The organism is Neolewinella xylanilytica (assembly GCF_002934605.1).
Taxonomy (GTDB): domain Bacteria; phylum Bacteroidota; class Bacteroidia; order Chitinophagales; family Saprospiraceae; genus Neolewinella; species Neolewinella xylanilytica.
In genome coordinates, this window is sequence record NZ_PTJC01000006.1 from 2081045 (window position 1) to 2097772 (window position 16728).

The 16728-nt window shown below is 57.6% G+C and carries 14 protein-coding genes; 10 read left to right on the plus strand and 4 right to left on the minus strand.

The window, feature by feature from the left end:
* Nucleotide 1: 1 nt before the first annotated feature.
* The 5 genes from CLV84_RS17840 to tpiA all read left to right on the plus strand — a co-directional run bounded on the left by CLV84_RS17840 (nt 2) and on the right by tpiA (nt 5546).
* Nucleotides 2-976, plus strand: a complete 975-nt coding sequence (locus CLV84_RS17840) for a hypothetical protein (protein ID WP_104421107.1) — start codon at nt 2-4, stop codon at nt 974-976.
* Nucleotides 963-2153 carry a zinc dependent phospholipase C family protein gene (locus CLV84_RS17845; RefSeq protein WP_146088856.1) on the plus strand — a complete coding sequence of 397 codons (1191 nt, stop codon included), beginning with the start codon at nt 963-965 and terminating at the stop codon, nt 2151-2153. The genes CLV84_RS17840 and CLV84_RS17845 overlap by 14 nt, the downstream gene beginning before the upstream one ends.
* On the plus strand, nt 2146-3579 hold the full coding sequence (locus CLV84_RS17850; protein WP_104421109.1) for a glycosyltransferase family protein: 1434 nt from the start codon (nt 2146-2148) through the stop codon (nt 3577-3579). The genes CLV84_RS17845 and CLV84_RS17850 overlap by 8 nt, the downstream gene beginning before the upstream one ends.
* A gap of 130 nt (nt 3580-3709) precedes the next feature.
* Complete coding sequence (gene bioB / locus CLV84_RS17855; protein WP_406603344.1) at nt 3710-4717, plus strand: biotin synthase BioB; 1008 nt, start codon at nt 3710-3712, stop codon at nt 4715-4717.
* A gap of 70 nt (nt 4718-4787) precedes the next feature.
* Nucleotides 4788-5546 (plus strand): triose-phosphate isomerase, encoded by a 759-nt coding sequence (gene tpiA / locus CLV84_RS17860; RefSeq protein ID WP_104421111.1) that lies wholly within the window; start codon nt 4788-4790, stop codon nt 5544-5546.
* Here the strand turns inward: tpiA and porT are convergent, their stop codons facing one another.
* Nucleotides 5547-6293: a type IX secretion/gliding motility protein PorT/SprT gene (gene porT / locus CLV84_RS17865; RefSeq protein WP_104421112.1), complete on the minus strand. Its 747-nt coding sequence runs from the start codon at nt 6291-6293 to the stop codon at nt 5547-5549. It abuts the gene before it with no gap.
* Nucleotides 6242-6979, minus strand: coding sequence for a bifunctional demethylmenaquinone methyltransferase/2-methoxy-6-polyprenyl-1,4-benzoquinol methylase UbiE (gene ubiE, locus CLV84_RS17870; protein ID WP_104421113.1), 738 nt, complete (start codon nt 6977-6979; stop codon nt 6242-6244). The genes porT and ubiE overlap by 52 nt, the downstream gene beginning before the upstream one ends.
* Before the next feature lie 112 nt (nt 6980-7091).
* Here ubiE and gyrA point away from each other — a divergent pair, with 112 nt between their 5' ends.
* Together gyrA and CLV84_RS17880 are read left to right on the plus strand one after the other, a co-directional pair.
* Nucleotides 7092-9656 (plus strand): DNA gyrase subunit A, encoded by a 2565-nt coding sequence (gene gyrA, locus CLV84_RS17875; protein ID WP_104421242.1) that lies wholly within the window; start codon nt 7092-7094, stop codon nt 9654-9656.
* 189 nt (nt 9657-9845) lie between these two features.
* Complete coding sequence (locus CLV84_RS17880; protein ID WP_146088857.1) at nt 9846-11153, plus strand: tetratricopeptide repeat protein; 1308 nt, start codon at nt 9846-9848, stop codon at nt 11151-11153.
* A gap of 78 nt (nt 11154-11231) precedes the next feature.
* Here the strand turns inward: CLV84_RS17880 and CLV84_RS17885 are convergent, their stop codons facing one another.
* Nucleotides 11232-12491, minus strand: coding sequence for a putative DNA modification/repair radical SAM protein (locus CLV84_RS17885; protein ID WP_104421115.1), 1260 nt, complete (start codon nt 12489-12491; stop codon nt 11232-11234).
* Between the two features lie 599 nt (nt 12492-13090).
* Nucleotides 13091-13876, minus strand: a complete 786-nt coding sequence (locus CLV84_RS17890; protein WP_104421116.1) for an SUMF1/EgtB/PvdO family nonheme iron enzyme — start codon at nt 13874-13876, stop codon at nt 13091-13093.
* Nucleotides 13877-13917: 41 nt separating this feature from the next.
* Between CLV84_RS17890 and CLV84_RS17895 the strand changes: the two genes are divergently transcribed.
* The 3 genes from CLV84_RS17895 to CLV84_RS17905 are packed head-to-tail and all read left to right on the plus strand — an operon-like array spanning nt 13918 to nt 16677.
* Nucleotides 13918-14907, plus strand: a complete 990-nt coding sequence (locus tag CLV84_RS17895; RefSeq protein WP_104421117.1) for an agmatine deiminase family protein — start codon at nt 13918-13920, stop codon at nt 14905-14907.
* Nucleotides 14908-14912: 5 nt separating this feature from the next.
* Nucleotides 14913-15923: a N(4)-(beta-N-acetylglucosaminyl)-L-asparaginase gene (locus tag CLV84_RS17900; RefSeq protein ID WP_104421118.1), complete on the plus strand. Its 1011-nt coding sequence runs from the start codon at nt 14913-14915 to the stop codon at nt 15921-15923.
* Nucleotides 15916-16677, plus strand: coding sequence for a copper homeostasis protein CutC (locus CLV84_RS17905; protein ID WP_104421119.1), 762 nt, complete (start codon nt 15916-15918; stop codon nt 16675-16677). Before CLV84_RS17900 ends, CLV84_RS17905 begins: the two co-directional genes overlap by 8 nt.
* Nucleotides 16678-16728: the final 51 nt, after the last annotated feature.

Here is a 16728-nt window from a genome sequence, read left to right on the forward strand (position 1 = left end):
CATGCGCAGAACGCTCCTTCTCTTCGCCGCCGTCATTCTGCTAGGAAGCCTCGCCTATTTTGCCTCGCTCGACCCTACCGAAACCGAGGTCGCGGACGAACGGGCCTTTGGCTACCCCGAACTGGAAGACATCGAGCGGATCTACATTGCCGATCGGGAGGGTAACGTAGCCGATCTGCGCCGGGGCGGGCCCACGGGCTGGACTTACGGCGCATATCCGGCCAACGAAAATGTAATGAAAAACCTGCTACAGGCCGTCGCTCAGCTCGAGGTCCGGAGCTTACCGGCCAGTACGGCCGTGCCGAACCTGGTCCGTAACCTGGCCGGCGGTGGCATCCTGGTTCGGGTCTACGACGGGGAAGGCAACAAGCTCAGAGGGTATTACATCGGCGGAGGGACCAGCGGTGAACTCGGAGCAGCGGCCATCATGGAGGGCAGTGACAACCCTTACGTCGTCCACCTCCCCATGTGGAGCGGCAACGTTCGCCACCGTTTCAACCTGCGGGGGGACGAATGGCGGTCGAAAGTATTGTTCGACGTCGATCCGCAAGCCGTGGAGTACCTGAGCATCGACTACCCCCTGCAGCAAAGCAAGGCCTTCCGGATGGAGCGGACGCGGGAAAATCAATTCCGCGTTACCCCGTTGGTGGCCTCGGTGGGCGGCGTCAAGGAAATCCCTTTCGGGGTCGCGGAAGGGATACTAAGCCGGTATGAGGACTACTACGTCAGTCGCTACCAGAACGAGGATACCGTAGGGATGCTGACCGCGCGGGAACGCCTCCCCTTCGCGATCGTCCGGATTAAGGAAGCCGGCAAGCCCGAACAGGTAGCCAGCATCTACCCCCAATATCGATTTCCCGGCTCGCCCCAACAACAGCTCCAGGCCTATACGGCCTTCGTCAACGACGATCAAGACTGGGCGCTCCTCGCCACCGAAACCACCCAACCGCTACTAGTCGGCTATGATTCGTTCTAGGGTCATCACGTTCCTTGTGCCGGCGTGCGTCGCCGCCATGGTAAGCCTTACCGCTGCAAGCACCGCCGAAGACTGGGGTTTCTTTGGCCACCGACGCATCAACCGGCTGGCCACCTTTACCCTACCGGCGGAAATGATGTCCTTTTTCCGCCCGCAAATCGACTACCTCAGCGAGCACGCCGTGGACCCCGATAAACGCCGGTATGCCGCCCGCGACGAGGCCATCCGCCACTACATGGACCTCGATCATTTCGGCACCGCCCCCTTCCCGGGGTTGCCTCGGAATTATGCGGAAGCCCGGATGCGGTGGGGCCACGTCCTGGACGTCGGTCCCCATGGCGATACGGTAACGTGGGAAGTGGATACCGTACTCCTCAGCGACGATATCGTGCTCCTACGTTCCGCAGGTCAAACGTTGGACCTTCCCTTCCGTGCCTACCGTAATCTCTGGTATGGGAACCTGGAGAACGACCGGACCGACACCCTGCAGCAGCTCGGCCTTCCCCTTACCGGCTACCGTTTCGAATTTCGCGAATCCTTCAGCGATCACGGGATCCTACCCTACCATCTAGCAGCTTACCACCGCCAACTGACCCGCGCTTTCATCGCCGGCGACGGTGGCCGGATCCTGCAACTGGCGGCCGAAATGGGTCATTACGTCGGCGACGCCCACGTGCCCCTGCATACCACGGAAAACTACAACGGGCAGCTGACCGGGCAGACGGGCATTCACGCTTTCTGGGAAAGTCGCTTACCGGAACTCTTCGCCGATCAAAACTACGATTACTTCGTGGGGCCCGCGGAGTACATCGAAGATCCGGAGTCTTATTACTGGGACATCGTGCTCGAAAGCCATGCGTTGGTCGACAGCGTACTGAACACGGAACTGCGGTTGCGAAACGAATTCGGGGCCGACCAGCAGATGTGCTTCGAGGAGCGGCTCGGTCGCCAGGTGCGCACCCAGTGCAGCGGCTACGCGGAGGCCTGGTCGAAGGCGATGCACGGCATGGTGGAAGATCGCTTCCGGGCCGCCATTCACCGGGTCGGTTCCGTGTGGTACAGTTGCTGGGTGGACGCCGGGCAGCCCGACCTTTCGCTGCTGTCGGGGGCGTCGATCGAGCCCCTCGATACCTTCGCGATTACTAGCGATATAAACCAGTTCCGTCCCCATGAATAAACGTTGGTGGATGCTGGCCGCCTTTCTATTTTTACTGACCGCTTACTTTAGCGTCGGTCACCACCAGGGCGACGAACACTTTCAGATTCTCGAGTTCGCGGCCTACAAGCTGGGCCTCGCAGCATCCGACGACCTCAGCTGGGAATACCACGAAGCCATGCGCCCCGCCCTGCAGCCGGCGATGGTTTTCGGTCTGTACCGGGTGCTGGAAGTTTTCGGTCCGGTGAACCCCTTCGTAGTGGCTTTTCTGCTGCGGCTGCTGTCGGCCGGGGCTACGCTGGGTTTGGTTGCCGTCCTTCACCTTCGCTACCGGGATCAGTTGCTGTCCGGCGAGCGGACCGGCTGGCTATTGCTGCTGCTGTTCAACTGGTGCCTGTACTACAACGGGGTTCGTTTTTCGAGCGAGAACTGGGGCGGCCTGGCCGCGATCGCCGGACTGCTCAGTTTCCCCATTCGCTGGAACGATCGGCATTCCTTTACGCCCACCGGGGGATACGGAGCGGTATTCGCGGGTGTCTTTTTTGGACTGGCTTTTTTGTTCCGGTACCAGCTGGCGCTCTTCGTAGGTGGTTTTTACGTATGGTGGTTGCTGTTCTACCGGAAGGAATGGGGCCAACTGCTGACATCGGTTGCCGGCGGTCTGGCAGTGCTCGCCATTTGCTATCCGTTGACGTACTGGCTGTACGGTGAATGGACCATACCCGCCTGGAACTACTTCACCGCTAACCTGGTGGCGGGAAAAGCGGCCGGTTACGGAACGCTTCCGTGGTGGGCATACCTGAAATTGGTCTTCCTGCGGGGCGTCCCCCCCCTGGGCTTGCTGTACGTGGCGGCTACGCTGTACTTCGTATACCGTTACCGGAAAGATCCCGTGGCGTGGTCGGTTGGTGCATTCGTACTGGTGCACTCCCTACTCGGGCGGAAGGATATCCGTTTTCTGTTTCCGCTGATTCCGGTGCTACCCGTGCTGATCGCCGGAAGTTGGCGCGGTCTGGCGGACTTTCTGCTGTCATCCCGGCTGAAGAGAGGATTACGTCCTTTAGTCTGGACCTGTATCGTGGTGAACGGCTTGCTCTTAGCGGCCGTCGTCTTCCGACCGGCCGCCTCCGAGATCGCTCCGCTGCACTTCCTCTACCGCCACTACCCCGGGCCGGCCACGCTAACCGGGGCGGAAGCCCGCATTATCGTGGCGGAGGAAACTACCGGGCGCTTTTTCCACCGTCGGGGTCACCGACTTGATCCCGGTTTGACGGACTATGGCACCTGCGCTCCGGCGCCCTGCCTTTACCTCCGGCGCACCAACGGCGATCCGCGCCCTCCGGATGGAGCAAAATTGGTCTATACCGACCGGCCGGATTGGCTCTTATCGTGGCTGCCCTTCGGCTTGCTATCGCGGGAAAAGTGGTGGTACATCTACGAGGTGTAGGGAAAGCTTGCCCGGGGGGCGGCTAACCGGTACGGCCTTCCTATATTTGCCCCCTATGACCGCCCAACCCGAACATATCTCCGCCCACTGGACGCTCGAAGCGTTGCAGCAACTCCACGACCAACCGCTGATGGAACTCCTATTCCGCGCGGCCTCCGTGCACCGCCAGCACCACGATCCCAATGAAGTACAGGTATCGAGCCTGCTGAGTATCAAAACCGGCGGTTGCCCGGAAGACTGCGGCTATTGCCCGCAAGCTGCCCGCTACCACACCGACATCGAGGAAAATGCCCTAATGACCGTTGAGCAGGTGCGCACCGCCGCCGAGCGCGCCAAAGGCCTGGGCAGCAGCCGGCTGTGTATGGGAGCTGCCTGGCGCAACGTCCGCGACGATGATGAATTCGACCAGGTACTGGATCTGGTCCGAACGGTGAACGGACTCGACATGGAAGTCTGCGCGACCCTCGGCATGCTTACCCCTAACCAGGCCGAACGCCTCGCCGCGGCCGGACTCTACGCCTATAACCACAACCTCGACAGCAGCGAAGAATACTACCGGGAGGTGATCTCGACCCGTGGCTACGAGGATCGGCTGGAAACAATTGGCAACGCGCGCAAGGCCGGACTTACCGTCTGCTCCGGTGGCATCATCGGCATGGGCGAAACGGTTGACGACCGGCTGAAAATGCTACTCACCCTGGCTTCCCTGGACCCCGTTCCGGAGTCCATTCCCATCAATGCCCTGGTAGCGGTTGAGGGTACGCCCCTGGAGGACCAGCAGCCCGTTGACATCTTCGAAATGGTACGGATGATCGCCGTCACCCGCATCGTCATCCCCACAACCACCGTGCGCCTGAGCGCCGGCCGGAAGGATATGAGCCCGGAAGGACAGGCATTGTGCTTCTTCGCCGGAGCGGGATCGATTTTCGCCGGCGACAAACTGCTCACTACCCCCAATCCCGAGGCATTCGCGGATATGGAGCTCTTCGGTGCCCTCGGGCTGAAGCCGACCCGCGCCTACGCCAAGGGAGAACGGCCCGAACCCGGTGTCGATCCCGGCCGGCCCGGTGACAAGCAACGCATTAAATGGAGCCGTCCGGGCCACCGTATCGAACGCAACGAGGCTAAGCGGAAGTGATTTATAGTAGCCGCTCCAGCTATCCCTGCCAACCGATGGAGAAGACATTTCAGGAATAAAACAGCATATTATGAGTCGGACAATGGTCGCCGGAAATTGGAAAATGAATACCACGCCCTCCCAGGGAGCAAGCCTGATCCGGGAGGTGATGGAAAAGGTCGGAACGCCGGCAACCCGCGTCGTATTTGGCGTACCCGCGATTCAACTCATGCAGGCGCAGGAGTTAGTTGCCGGACATACGAACTATGCCCTGGCGGCGCAGAACATGCACCAGGAAGCCAATGGCGCCTATACCGGCGAAATCAGCGCGGAGATGCTCACCGAGGTAGGTATCGAATACGTCATTCTCGGCCACAGCGAGCGCCGCGATTACGCGGGAGAAGACGACGATCTCATTAACGTGAAAATTCAGCGGGCGCTGGAAGCGGGACTCCAGCCCATCTACTGTTGCGGGGAGAAACTCGACATCCGCGAGGCGGGAAACCAGGAGCTGGTCGTTGGCAAGCAGGTAGAACAGGCGCTTTATTCCCTCGACCCCGACCAGATTTCGAAGGTGATCATCGCTTACGAGCCCGTGTGGGCCATCGGTACCGGCGTGACCGCCAGCAAGGAGCAGGCCCAGGAAATGCACGCCTCGATTCGGCGCATGATCGCCAACCAGTTCGGTACGGACGTAGCCCAGAACATGACCATCCTGTACGGTGGCTCCGTCAAACCGAATAACGCCAAGGAGCTATTCGATCAGCCGGACGTAGACGGCGGCCTCGTAGGCGGCGCTAGCCTGGACGCGGACAGCTTCGCCGCGATCATCCTGGCGGCCGGCAGCTGATCAGCCTTCGATGTGAAAGGAAATGGTGAATGTCCGGCTGGTCACCTTCTCCAGTACCCGACTTTCGGGTAAGGTAGGGTTGAACAACAGGCTATTGCCAATGCCGTGACTGATCTTGAATTCGGGGGAGAGGATGAAATAAGGGAAGAAAATCTGTATTCCCGCACCGTACTCCACGGCGAAATCGTGGGGGCTGATGCGGACCAGCTCCTCCGCCTGCCGCGTACGCGACTCGGTGGCCACGTCGTAGCTGTACTTCATACCCGCCACGAGAAACAACCGCTTATCGCGGTAGGGCGCGCTCTTGTACCGGAAATAAAAGGGCAGTTCGAGGAATACCGATTCGATCTTCTCCTGGCTCTCCACCCTGTTGACGGTGCTTTGGGTATAATTCAGCGTGCGTTCGGCGAAGCTGAACCCCGGCGTAAAGCGAAAGTCGAAATACTTGCCAAGTTTGAGGTTACCGATCAGGTTCAGGTTGAAGCCCGGACCGTTCAGGCTTTCCACCCCGATTATGGAGTCGGTATAAATGAAGTCCTTGCTCCGGTAGGGGGTATACCGACTGGAATTAAAACCCAGCGTGATGCCGAAGTAATAGGGTTTGGACTGAAAGTCGTAGAAGTTGTAGTTCTTCCCTCCGACGAACTGAGCACGTAAACCGGAGCAAAAGCAAAGGGCAAAGAGCAGCGCCAGGGTTAACGGGTGGCGGTATAAATGCTTGCGATGCCTAAGGTAAGTGCTTGCCATTCAGTGTTGTTATAGCCGACCCGATCGAGGATCTGTAGAAACGCTTTGCCGCTCGGAAATGCCTGGACGCTCTCGAAAAGGTAGGCGTAGGCCCGGGGGTCCTTGCTCTGTAAACGGCCGATAAGCGGCATAATTTTGCCGAAGTACAGATTAAAGCCCCAGCGAACGGGAGCGTAAGGTATCCGACTAAACTCGAGGATCACCAATTTCCCCCCGGGCCGAAGCACGCGGCGCATTTCGGCCAACCCCTTCTCTAAATTTTCGAAATTCCGTACCCCAAAGGCCACCGTTACCGCATCGAAGGAGGCGTCGGCGTAGGGCAGCCGTTCGCTGTCGCCCTGTTCCAGTACGATGCGACCGTCCAGCCCGGCGGCGGAGACCTTTTTCCGGCCGTAAGCGAGCATTCCCTCGCTGAGGTCCACCCCGGTCACGTGTTGCGCGCCGGTGCGCAGGATCGTTTGAATCGCAACGTCGGCCGTGCCGGTCGCAACGTCCAATATGCGTTGGTGCTTTTGGGGATCCAGCTCGGCGATCATCCGCTTGCGCCAAATGGTGTCGATCCCCAGGGAGGTGCCGCGGTTAAGCAGGTCGTAAGTGGGGGCGATGGAGTCGAACATACGTCCAACCTCTTCCTTTTTTGATTCCCCTTCTCCGTAGGGCTTGACGACTCGTTCCGTACCTGACATATGGATTACTTAACCCCCCATATTAGCTTTGGTTGAGCTATGATTGTAGGCACGATTTTTGTACCTTCGCGGGAAGGCGAAAGCGCCGGAATTTTTTAACTCCTTGCCATTTATGCCAAATTCAAGAATCATCCCGGTCAACATAGAGGACCAGATGAAATCGGCTTACATCGACTACTCCATGTCGGTCATTGTAAGTCGTGCCCTACCCGATGTGCGGGACGGGCTAAAACCGGTTCACCGCCGGGTACTTTTTGGGATGTCCGAGCTCGGGCTCAGCTACCGCGGTTCCCACAAGAAGAGCGCGCGTATCGTCGGTGAGGTACTCGGTAAGTACCACCCCCACGGCGATTCGTCGGTGTACGATACCATGGTGCGTATGGCCCAGGACTGGTCGTTGCGCTATCCCCTGGTTGACGGCCAGGGTAACTTCGGCTCGATGGACGGCGACAGCCCGGCCGCCATGCGGTACACCGAGGCCCGCCTCCAGCGGATCTCCGACAGCATCCTGGGTGACCTGGACAAGGATACGGTCGACTACCAGCTCAATTTTGACGATACGCTTAAGGAGCCCACCGTGATGCCCACCCGCATCCCGAACTTACTCGTCAACGGTGCCAGCGGTATCGCGGTCGGTATGGCCACCAACATGCTGCCCCACAACCTGAATGAGGTGGTGGACGGGGTGATCGCCACGGTCGACAAGCCCGATATCACGGTCGAGGAATTGATGGAGTTCATCAAGGCGCCCGACTTCCCCACCGGTGGCATCATCTACGGTATGGACGGTGTACGGGAAGCTTTCCGCACCGGCCGTGGTAGGGTCGTTCTGCGGGGTCGTGCCGACATCAAGGTGGATGACAACGACCGCGAGACCATTATCATCAGCGAAATCCCCTACCAGGTTAACAAAGCGACGATGGTCGCCAAGATCGCCGAGCTCGTCAACGACGGCAAGATCACCGGCATCAGCGCCGTACGCGACGAATCGGATCGCGACGGCGTACGCGTCGTCATCGAGGTGAAGCGGGACGCGATGGCCACCATCGTTCTCAGCTACCTTTACAAATACACGCCGCTGCAGTCCAGCTACGGCGTCAACAACGTCGCCCTGGTGAATGGGCGGCCGATGACGCTGAATCTAAAGGACCTTATCGAGGAGTTCGTAGCGTTCCGCCTGGAAGTCATTCAACGCCGGACCCGCTTCGAATTGAATAAGGCCCTGGCACGGGCCCACATCCTCATCGGTTTACTCATCGCGCTGGACTACCTCGACGAGGTGATCAAATTGATCCGCGCCAGCGATAACCCCGAAGACGCGAAAGCCGGGCTGATGGCCGGTGACTTCGTTCAGGACAAGGCTGCCTTCTGGGAAAAATTCGGCGACCTCGTCCAGGAGGTACAGACCGAGGAACTGATGGTGTTGGATGGCAACGTCATGAGCGAGGAGCAGGCCAAGGCCATCCTGGACATGCGTCTGCAGAAGTTAACCGGCCTGGAGATCACCAAGATCCGGGACGAATACGCGGAAATCCGTGCCCTCATCGATCGGCTGCGTGCCATCCTGGAAAGCGAGGAACTGCAACGGGATATTATTAAGGAAGAGCTTCAGGACGTGAAGGCCCGCTTCGGTGACGAACGCCGGTCGGAAATCAGCCTGGACACGGCCGACATTTCCATTACGGATATGATAGCCGATGAGGACGTGGTGGTGACCATTTCCCACCTCGGCTATATCAAACGCACCCCCGTCGCCGAATACCGGGCGCAGGGGCGGGGCGGCCGCGGAAGCCGGGGCAGCAAAACCCGTGATGCGGATTTCGTGGAGCACTTGTTTATTGCGAGCAACCACAATTATCTGCTCCTCTTTACCGAGCAGGGACGCTGCTACTGGTTGCGGATCTACGAGATTCCGGAGGCCGGTAAGAACAGTGGCGGGCGGGTGATCCAGAACATCCTGGCCATGCCCAAGGAGGACAGCGTACGCGCCTACATCAGCGTAGCGGACCTGACCGACGAGGAGTTCCTCAATAATCATTCCGTCATCTTCGCCACGAAACGCGGGCAGGTGAAGAAAACGAGTCTGGAAGAGTATAGCCGTCCCCGCACGAACGGTGTCAATGCCATTACCATCAACGAGGGAGACGAACTCCTGGAAGCCCGGCTTACCACCGGAAGCAGCCACGTGTTCCTGGCCACCCGTAAAGGGCAGGCCATTCACTTCGAGGAAGAGAAAGTGCGGAATATGGGCCGGAATGCCGCTGGCGTACGCGGCATTTCCCTTAACGGTGATGATGATGCGGTCGTGGGAATGGTGACCATTGAACACGAAACGGATTCGGACAAGTCGATCCTCGTCGTGAGCGCAAAAGGCATGGGCAAACGGTCGGAATGGTCGGAATACCGAATCACCAACCGCGGAGGTAAGGGCGTATCGACGATGCGAATTTCCAAGAAAACCGGGGAGTTGGTAAGCATTAAAGCCGTTAGCGACGACGACGACCTGATGATTACCAACCGGTCGGGCATCCTCATCCGCACCTCCATGAACGATCTTCGGGTGATGGGACGGTCGACTCAGGGCGTCCGCCTCATCAAACTGGACGGCGACGATGCCATCGCGGATGTCGCGGTAGTCAGCATCGATGAAACCGAATTGGTCGGTGAAGAAGAATAGGAGGAATTGCTCCCGGACATCGACGGGCACGAACACCTTTTTTCTCGATCCGTTGCATATTTTAGGACGGCATTAACGATACTTGCCATTTCTGACCTGTTTTATTATTTTCCGTAGGTGTTGCATACCACCTGGGGGGACACTAATCAATCTAATTCGAAACCAACAACCACAATTATGCGAAAATTCATGCTTAGCGCACTTCTCGCCGTTTTTGCCATTTCGGCTGCGTTCGCGCAGTCGGGGGAAGACGCCCTGAAGAATGCCACTAAATCCTACAGTAAATACAGTTCTTCCAGCGATGTAATGGAATTGCAGACCGCCGTGGACGCCATCGAGGTCGCCCTCGACGACAGCCAGATGCAGAGCAACTATGAAGCGTACTTGGAAGCCGGTAATATTTACGCAGCCGCCATCAATGAATACGTCACGCAACGGTCCATCAGCCCCGGCGAAACCGTCAACCCGATGGTAGCCCGTGCCGCTTCCAAGGCCGCACAGGCTTACATGAAGGCGTACGAACTGGCAGATAAGCGCCGCGGACAGAAAGATGCGCTCGAAGGCCTACAAAATCTGCAGGCGAATATTTCCAACGAGGGCATTTACGCTATCCAGGATGAAAACTACGGAGATAGCTTTGAAGCCTTTAACACCAGCGTTACCGTCCACGAGTTTCTTTCCGACAACGACGGCGATAGTGCGTTTGAAGGAGACGAAGCGAAACTGAACGAGGAGCGCTACTACGCTGCCCTTTCCGCCGTACTGGCGGAAAATTTCGATGCCGCCGAGCCACTTTTCATTGCCCTCTACGAAGAGAACTACGATGATGCCAGTATCTACGATGGTCTTTTCAAAGTATACAGCGGCAAGGGTGATATGGAATCGGCCGGTAAGTACCTTTCGGAAGGACGCGAAAAGTACCCGGAAAATACCCAACTGCTTTTCTCGGAAATCAACTACTATCTAGCCGAAGGCCGGCTGGACGAGTTGACGGATAAACTGCAGGAAGCCATCAACGCCGAACCCGAGAACGTCAGCCTTTACGCTACCTTGGGACAGGTGTACGAGCAATTGTACAACAAACAGCGCGAAACGGATCCTGAAGCGGCTACGGAGTATTTCGAAAAGGCTAAAAGCAACTACGAGCGCGGCCTGGAAGTCGAGCCGGAAAATGCTTCGCTGATTTACAGCCTCGGTGCGCTTTACTTTAACCGGGCTGCCAAAATGACCGAGCAACTCGTTGACCTGAGCAGCGACCTGAGCAAGGACGGTCAGGCAAAGTACGAAGCACTGGAAAAGGAGATCAATAACGAGTTCGACCAGGCTTTCCCTTACTTTCAGAAGGCGGAAATGACCGACCCCAACAACCGGAATACCCTGATCGCCCTTAAGGAAATCTTTGCCCGCCGCGACAATTTCGAAGGTTCTACCGAGATGAAAAATCGTCTGGACCGTATCGAAGCAGGCGAAACCATCGAGTCTTCTTACTTTGAGTAAGCAAGCTTCAAGGTTTTAAGCATAAAGGCCCCGCCGATCAAATCGGCGGGGCCTTTGTTATTGTACACCTTTGTAGGGTCAGCCAAATAGAGCTAATTGCCCCGACTCGGTGGCATGACGACCGGAACGGGAAGCACCAAAAACGATTTGCTGTCGAATGACCTGGGGATCATAATTTAAAGTGCGAAAATCTTTGTCCGAACAAAGAAGGAAGTACTGGGCTCGCTTCCACACCACACCGATTTTCCGAAGGTGCTCCCGCCGTAATGGGCGAAACCGACGCGCATCGATGAGCTTGCGGGCGGATTTTACTCCCACGCCGGGTATACGCAAAATCATTTCGTAGGAAGCCGTATTAACGTCCACCGGAAATAATTCGGGGTGCCGGAGCGCGTAAGCAAGTTTGGGATCTAAATCGGGGTCCAGATTGGGTTGGCTGTTATCTACGATCTCATCGGCTCGAAAGCCATAAAATCGCATCAACCAATCAGCCTGATACAAGCGATTTTCCCGGCGCAGCGGCGGGGCGGACAAGGTGGGAAGTCGACTGTCGTCGCTAATTGGCACGTAGCCGCTGTAGTAGACGCGCTTGAGCTCCTGATCTTTATACAAGCTGGCCGCCAGGCTGAGAATATCTTTATCCGATTCCGGGCTGGCACCGATGACCATCTGCGTCGATTGTCCGGCGGGAGCGAAATTCGGCGTCTTCATAAGGGATCGCTTCTCCTCACGGTACCCGGTAATCGACTCCTTCAGATAATTCATGGGTTGATAAACCTCCGGGTAATTCTTTTCGGGCGCTACCTTCTTGAGGCTTTCCTCACTGGGCATTTCCAGATTCACGCTCAGCCGATCCGCATATAGTCCGGCTTCGTGAATAAGTTCGTCGCTGGCTCCGGGGATGGCCTTCAGGTGAATGTACCCGTTAAACTTATGCTCGGTGCGAAGGCTTTTGGCGATCCGCACCAGCCGCTCCATCGTATAGTCGGCACTTTTGAAGATGCCGGACGAGAGAAACAGCCCTTCGATATAATTGCGGCGGTAGAAATTGAGGGTCAGATCGACCACTTCTTCCACGGTAAAGGCGGCTCGCTTGACATCGTTGCTCCTGCGGCTCACGCAATAGGCACAGTCAAAGATACAGTGGTTGGTCAGCAGGATCTTTAACAGGGAAACGCAGCGCCCGTCCTGAGTGTAGGTGTGGCAAATGCCCATGCCTGTCGCATTACCGAGGCCATCCACGGTATTTTTCCGTTTGCTGCCGCTGCTGCTACAGGAGACATCGTATTTAGCTGCATCGGCCAGGATGGTAAGCTTTTCCGCGGTACGCTGATTCATGGGAGATAGGTGATCGCACAAAATACAACTTTGCACACCCTAACAATAGAATATACCAGATTTTGTTGTGAATTCCGGATAAGGAGTCAGCTTGGCTACTTAAAAATTTCTGCTTGCGGCGAATTACCAAGGTGATGATTTTATGAGCTTGGTAGGGGTAGCACTAGACCATATCCCGGCAGCTAGGTTTTCCGGAGCGATTTATGCTAATTTATTGTTAATACATCAATCTACCGGCACGCCTGACGGTGACAGATCGGCTAGCGGTCATAATTTAAACCTCCATATAAAGTTATGTTTTCCTCCTTCTAATACCGTATTATTCTACAATTATCCGAAAAATAACATTTTATTTTGCTTTACCCCCCGCCCCCCCGGTTCAATTCGTTGCTGTGACAATCACAGAGCTGACAGAAGAGAGCTCGTTTCGGTGGGGTTCGGGCCCGTATACTTGTAATGTCAATCGGAAGAAAGGGATTCCACGAATGATCCGGCAGCCAAGTGGCCATCAATCGTTTTCCGCCTCCGATTCTCTATTGTGGCATGATCGACTTTAAGCTTTATACGAAACGGTTCCCCGATTGGGAGCCGTTTCTTTTTTATCCCTTCACGCAGCGAAATCCAAGGTGATTCAATCCACTGTCGGGCGGAGTGAACTGTCGCTGCCGGAGATTGAATCCGGTACAATAACTGGTACTACAGAGAAATGAGCCGCCCTTAATAATACGCTCCTGTGAGTGGGGGGATTGGGAAGTGGTCCACTCCCACACGTTGCCACTGATATCGTATAATCCGTTGCCGGATGGCGGATAGCTCTGCACCGGGGCAACGCCCGCAAAGCCGTCCCGCACTTCGTTTCGGTACGGGAAGGGACCCTGCCACCAGTTACCCAGATATTCTCCCTCGGGTAGCATTTCCTTACCCCAGGGATATTCTTGATCACCGTCACCCTGATTGGCCGCGTACATCCACTCCTGCTCGGTCGGCAATCGCTTGCCAGCCCACTCGGCGTAGGCCAGGGCATCCCGGAGACTTACCTGCGTGACGGGGTCATTCGGAGCGGCGGCCGGTGCGTCCGGGCCCAGTGGGTATTGCCAATTCGCGCCATTCACGGGGACCCAGGTAAGCGTTTCCAGCGAAAACACCCCCGACCAACCAAAACTGTCCGCCTCGGTACGGTAGCCGCTGGCTTCGATAAATCGCGCGAATTGGGCGGTGGTGGTTTCGGTGGCATCCATCCAGTATCCGCCATCCGGGTGATCGATTCGGACCATACCTTCTACTTCCGGCAAGGTGGTTGCGGCCTGCCTACCGTTATCCACGTCGCTACACGAAAAAAATATACCCCACAGCAGCAGGCAAAGCACCGGTTTATGGATCCACATAAATAGAATGAGCGATATTGGCCCCGAAAGTTACTTACCAGATGATTAGGTTACCGGCCGAATGGGAGCCACAGCAGGCTGTTCTCTTGTCCTTTCCCCGACGCGGGGGCGATTGGGGGGCCATCCTGTCAGCAGCTTCCTCGGCAATGATCGAAGCCGCCAAGCTCATTTCAAGCGCCTGTCCGGTCATCCTGATCGTAGGCGATAAGGAACACTACGAACCATACGCCCCCCGCTTCACCGGCCAGGTCGTTTACCTGCCTACCGATGATTGCTGGATCCGCGATTCCGGGCCTCTGACCGTGTTCACCCCCGCTCCTACCCTCCTCGACTTTACTTTTAATGGTTGGGGAGGCAAATTTTCCGCCGAAAACGATAACCGCGTTCCGCTAGAATTGCATCGCCGGCTGTTTCCCGCCGTTGGCTACGAAAGAATCCCATTTGTACTGGAGGGTGGAGCCATCGAGACGGACGGACAGGGAACCTTCCTGACGACCAGCCGGTGTCTGCTGTCCGAGGGTCGGAACGACTTCGCCTCCAAAGCGGCCGCGGAAAAGTTATTGCACGGGCAGTTGGGCGCCGAGCGGATTATCTGGCTGGATCACGGGGAATTGATCGGTGATGATACGGACGCCCACGTCGACACCGTCGCCCGTTTCCTCGATGCGCGGACGATCGCCTACGTTGGTCCTCCCCCGCCGGAAGATCCGCACTACGCGGATTTCATGACCATGCGAGAAGAGTTGCAAGAACGGGCCACGGGATACGACCTACTAGAGCTACCGTGGGCCTCCGCGGTAGTCAGTCAGGTCGACGGCCACCGCCTACCCGTCTCCTACGCCAATTTCCTGATTAGCAACGGAACGCTATTCCTGCCCGTTTACGGCATCGACACCGACGCGGCCGCGATCAAGCTGCTGCAGGACCGCGGGCCCTACCGCGTCGAACCCATAGACTGCCTTCCCTTCGTGGAACAACACGGTGCGCTGCACTGCCTAACGATGCAAATCCCAACCTGGCCGGACAAATAATCCCCATGAATACCCCAAGATCAAGCCGTCGGAAGTTTTTAACTAAGGTACCGCTGGTAGCGGCAACGCCCTTACTTGTTGCCTGTAGAGACACCATCAACGCACAACCGGCTAAAGCCTCCGTAGCCCCCCCGGGCGGGCCGGTCGTCATTGCTACCTGGCAACACGGTATGGCGGCCAACGAAGCCGCTTGGAAGGTACTCGAGGCGGGCGGCAGCGCGCTGGATGCGGCGGAAACCGGGGTACGGGTGACTGAAGCAGACCCTGAAGTCCGTACCGTGGGGCTTGGTGGTTACCCGGACCGGGACGGCATCGTCACCCTAGACGCGGCGATCATGGACGGGGGCGGTGACTGCGGCAGCGTAGCCGCGCTGGAAAACATCCTGCATCCCATCTCGGTAGCCCGTCGGGTAATGACCGAAACGCCCCACGTTATGCTCGTGGGAGCGGGTGCCCGGCAATTCGCCATCGCGGAAGGTTTTGCACCAACGGAATTGCTCACGGAGGCCAGTCGGAAAGACTACCAAAAATGGCTGGAAGAAGATGGTAACTACCGCCCCCCGATCAACGTCGAGAACCACGACACGATCGGTCTCCTGACACTAGACCGGGAAGGCAACGTGGCCGCCGCTTGTACCACCAGCGGCGCCGCCTACAAATACCACGGGCGCGTAGGCGATTCCCCGATCGTCGGGGCGGGATTGTACGCGGACAACGAGGTCGGGGCCGCCACGGCCACGGGCTGGGGGGAAGCCGTCATCCGGGCCTGCGGCAGCTTCCTCGTCGTCGAGCTCATGCGACAGGGGCACGACCCGACCGAGGCTTGTCGGTTGGCCGTGGAGCGCGTCATCGCCAAAAACCCGGATTGGAAAGATATCCAGGTCGGTTTTATCGCCCTGCACAAGGACGGCCGCACTGGTGGATACTGCATCCACCCCAACTTCGACTACGCCGTCCACGACGCACGGGGCAGCCGGATGGAACTCCCGGAAAGTAAAGTACCCCGGGATGAGTAAGCCGATTTTCGAGGTCTGCCTCGGCGGGGTGGACGACGTCGTAGCGGCTAAGGAAGGCGGTGCCGACCGGGTCGAACTCTGCGCCGCACTGGTCGAAGGCGGCCTTACTCCCAGCTGGGGAACCATCTCGGCCGCGGCGACCGTGGGGATCGATATGATGGTGATGATCCGACCGCGCGGCGGGGACTTCGACTACTCCCAGCGGGAATTTGTATCGATGGAAGATGACATCATCCGCTGCCGGGATCTTGGCGTACGCGGGGTCGTCATCGGGCTGCTGGATACGGATGGAACCATAGCCGTTGACCGGGTCCGCCGGCTCCTGCGCGCCGCCGCCCCCCTGGAAGTAACCTTCCACCGGGCCTTTGACGTTTGCCGGGACCCCCACCTGGCCATGCGCCAGCTGGCTGATTTAGGCGTTTCCCGCATCCTCACATCGGGTCAGCAGGCGACGGTGCCCGAAGGCACTGAGTTGATTCGCCAGCTTATCGAAACGGCCCCGGCAGGTATGACGATTATGCCCGGCTGCGGCATTACCGCGGAGAACCTGGGAACGGTACTGCAAGCCACCGGAGCCACGGAGTTTCATGCCACCGCGTTCCGACGGGAAGAGAGTCGGATGCAACACCGCAACGACCGCGTATATATGGGCATTCCCGGCCTTCCGGAATACGAACGAGAGGCTACCAGCGCCGAGGAAGTGCGCAAATTCGTAGCGGTTAGCCGGCAATTTGATCGGTCGCCGCTACGGTAACCCATATAAAGTATTCCGAAACGAGGGATTAAAAGTCGAAAAAAGGGTATA

Bases quoted from the DNA above. Each gene is read 5' to 3' on its own strand.
- bioB (WP_406603344.1), top strand. From the start codon at position 3,710: ATGGAACTCCTATTCCGCGCGGCCTCCGTGCACCGCCAGCACCACGAT.
- ubiE (WP_104421113.1), bottom strand. From the start codon at position 6,979: ATGTCAGGTACGGAACGAGTCGTCAAGCCCTACGGAGAAGGGGAATCA.
- gyrA (WP_104421242.1), top strand. From the start codon at position 7,092: ATGCCAAATTCAAGAATCATCCCGGTCAACATAGAGGACCAGATGAAA.
- CLV84_RS17880 (WP_146088857.1), top strand. From the start codon at position 9,846: ATGCTTAGCGCACTTCTCGCCGTTTTTGCCATTTCGGCTGCGTTCGCG.
- CLV84_RS17885 (WP_104421115.1), bottom strand. From the start codon at position 12,491: ATGAATCAGCGTACCGCGGAAAAGCTTACCATCCTGGCCGATGCAGCT.
- CLV84_RS17895 (WP_104421117.1), top strand. From the start codon at position 13,918: ATGATTAGGTTACCGGCCGAATGGGAGCCACAGCAGGCTGTTCTCTTG.
- CLV84_RS17840 (WP_104421107.1), top strand. From the start codon at position 2: ATGCGCAGAACGCTCCTTCTCTTCGCCGCCGTCATTCTGCTAGGAAGC.
- CLV84_RS17900 (WP_104421118.1), top strand. From the start codon at position 14,913: ATGAATACCCCAAGATCAAGCCGTCGGAAGTTTTTAACTAAGGTACCG.
- CLV84_RS17905 (WP_104421119.1), top strand. From the start codon at position 15,916: ATGAGTAAGCCGATTTTCGAGGTCTGCCTCGGCGGGGTGGACGACGTC.
- porT (WP_104421112.1), bottom strand. From the start codon at position 6,293: ATGGCAAGCACTTACCTTAGGCATCGCAAGCATTTATACCGCCACCCG.
- tpiA (WP_104421111.1), top strand. From the start codon at position 4,788: ATGAGTCGGACAATGGTCGCCGGAAATTGGAAAATGAATACCACGCCC.
- CLV84_RS17845 (WP_146088856.1), top strand. From the start codon at position 963: ATGATTCGTTCTAGGGTCATCACGTTCCTTGTGCCGGCGTGCGTCGCC.
- CLV84_RS17850 (WP_104421109.1), top strand. From the start codon at position 2,146: ATGAATAAACGTTGGTGGATGCTGGCCGCCTTTCTATTTTTACTGACC.
- CLV84_RS17890 (WP_104421116.1), bottom strand. From the start codon at position 13,876: ATGTGGATCCATAAACCGGTGCTTTGCCTGCTGCTGTGGGGTATATTT.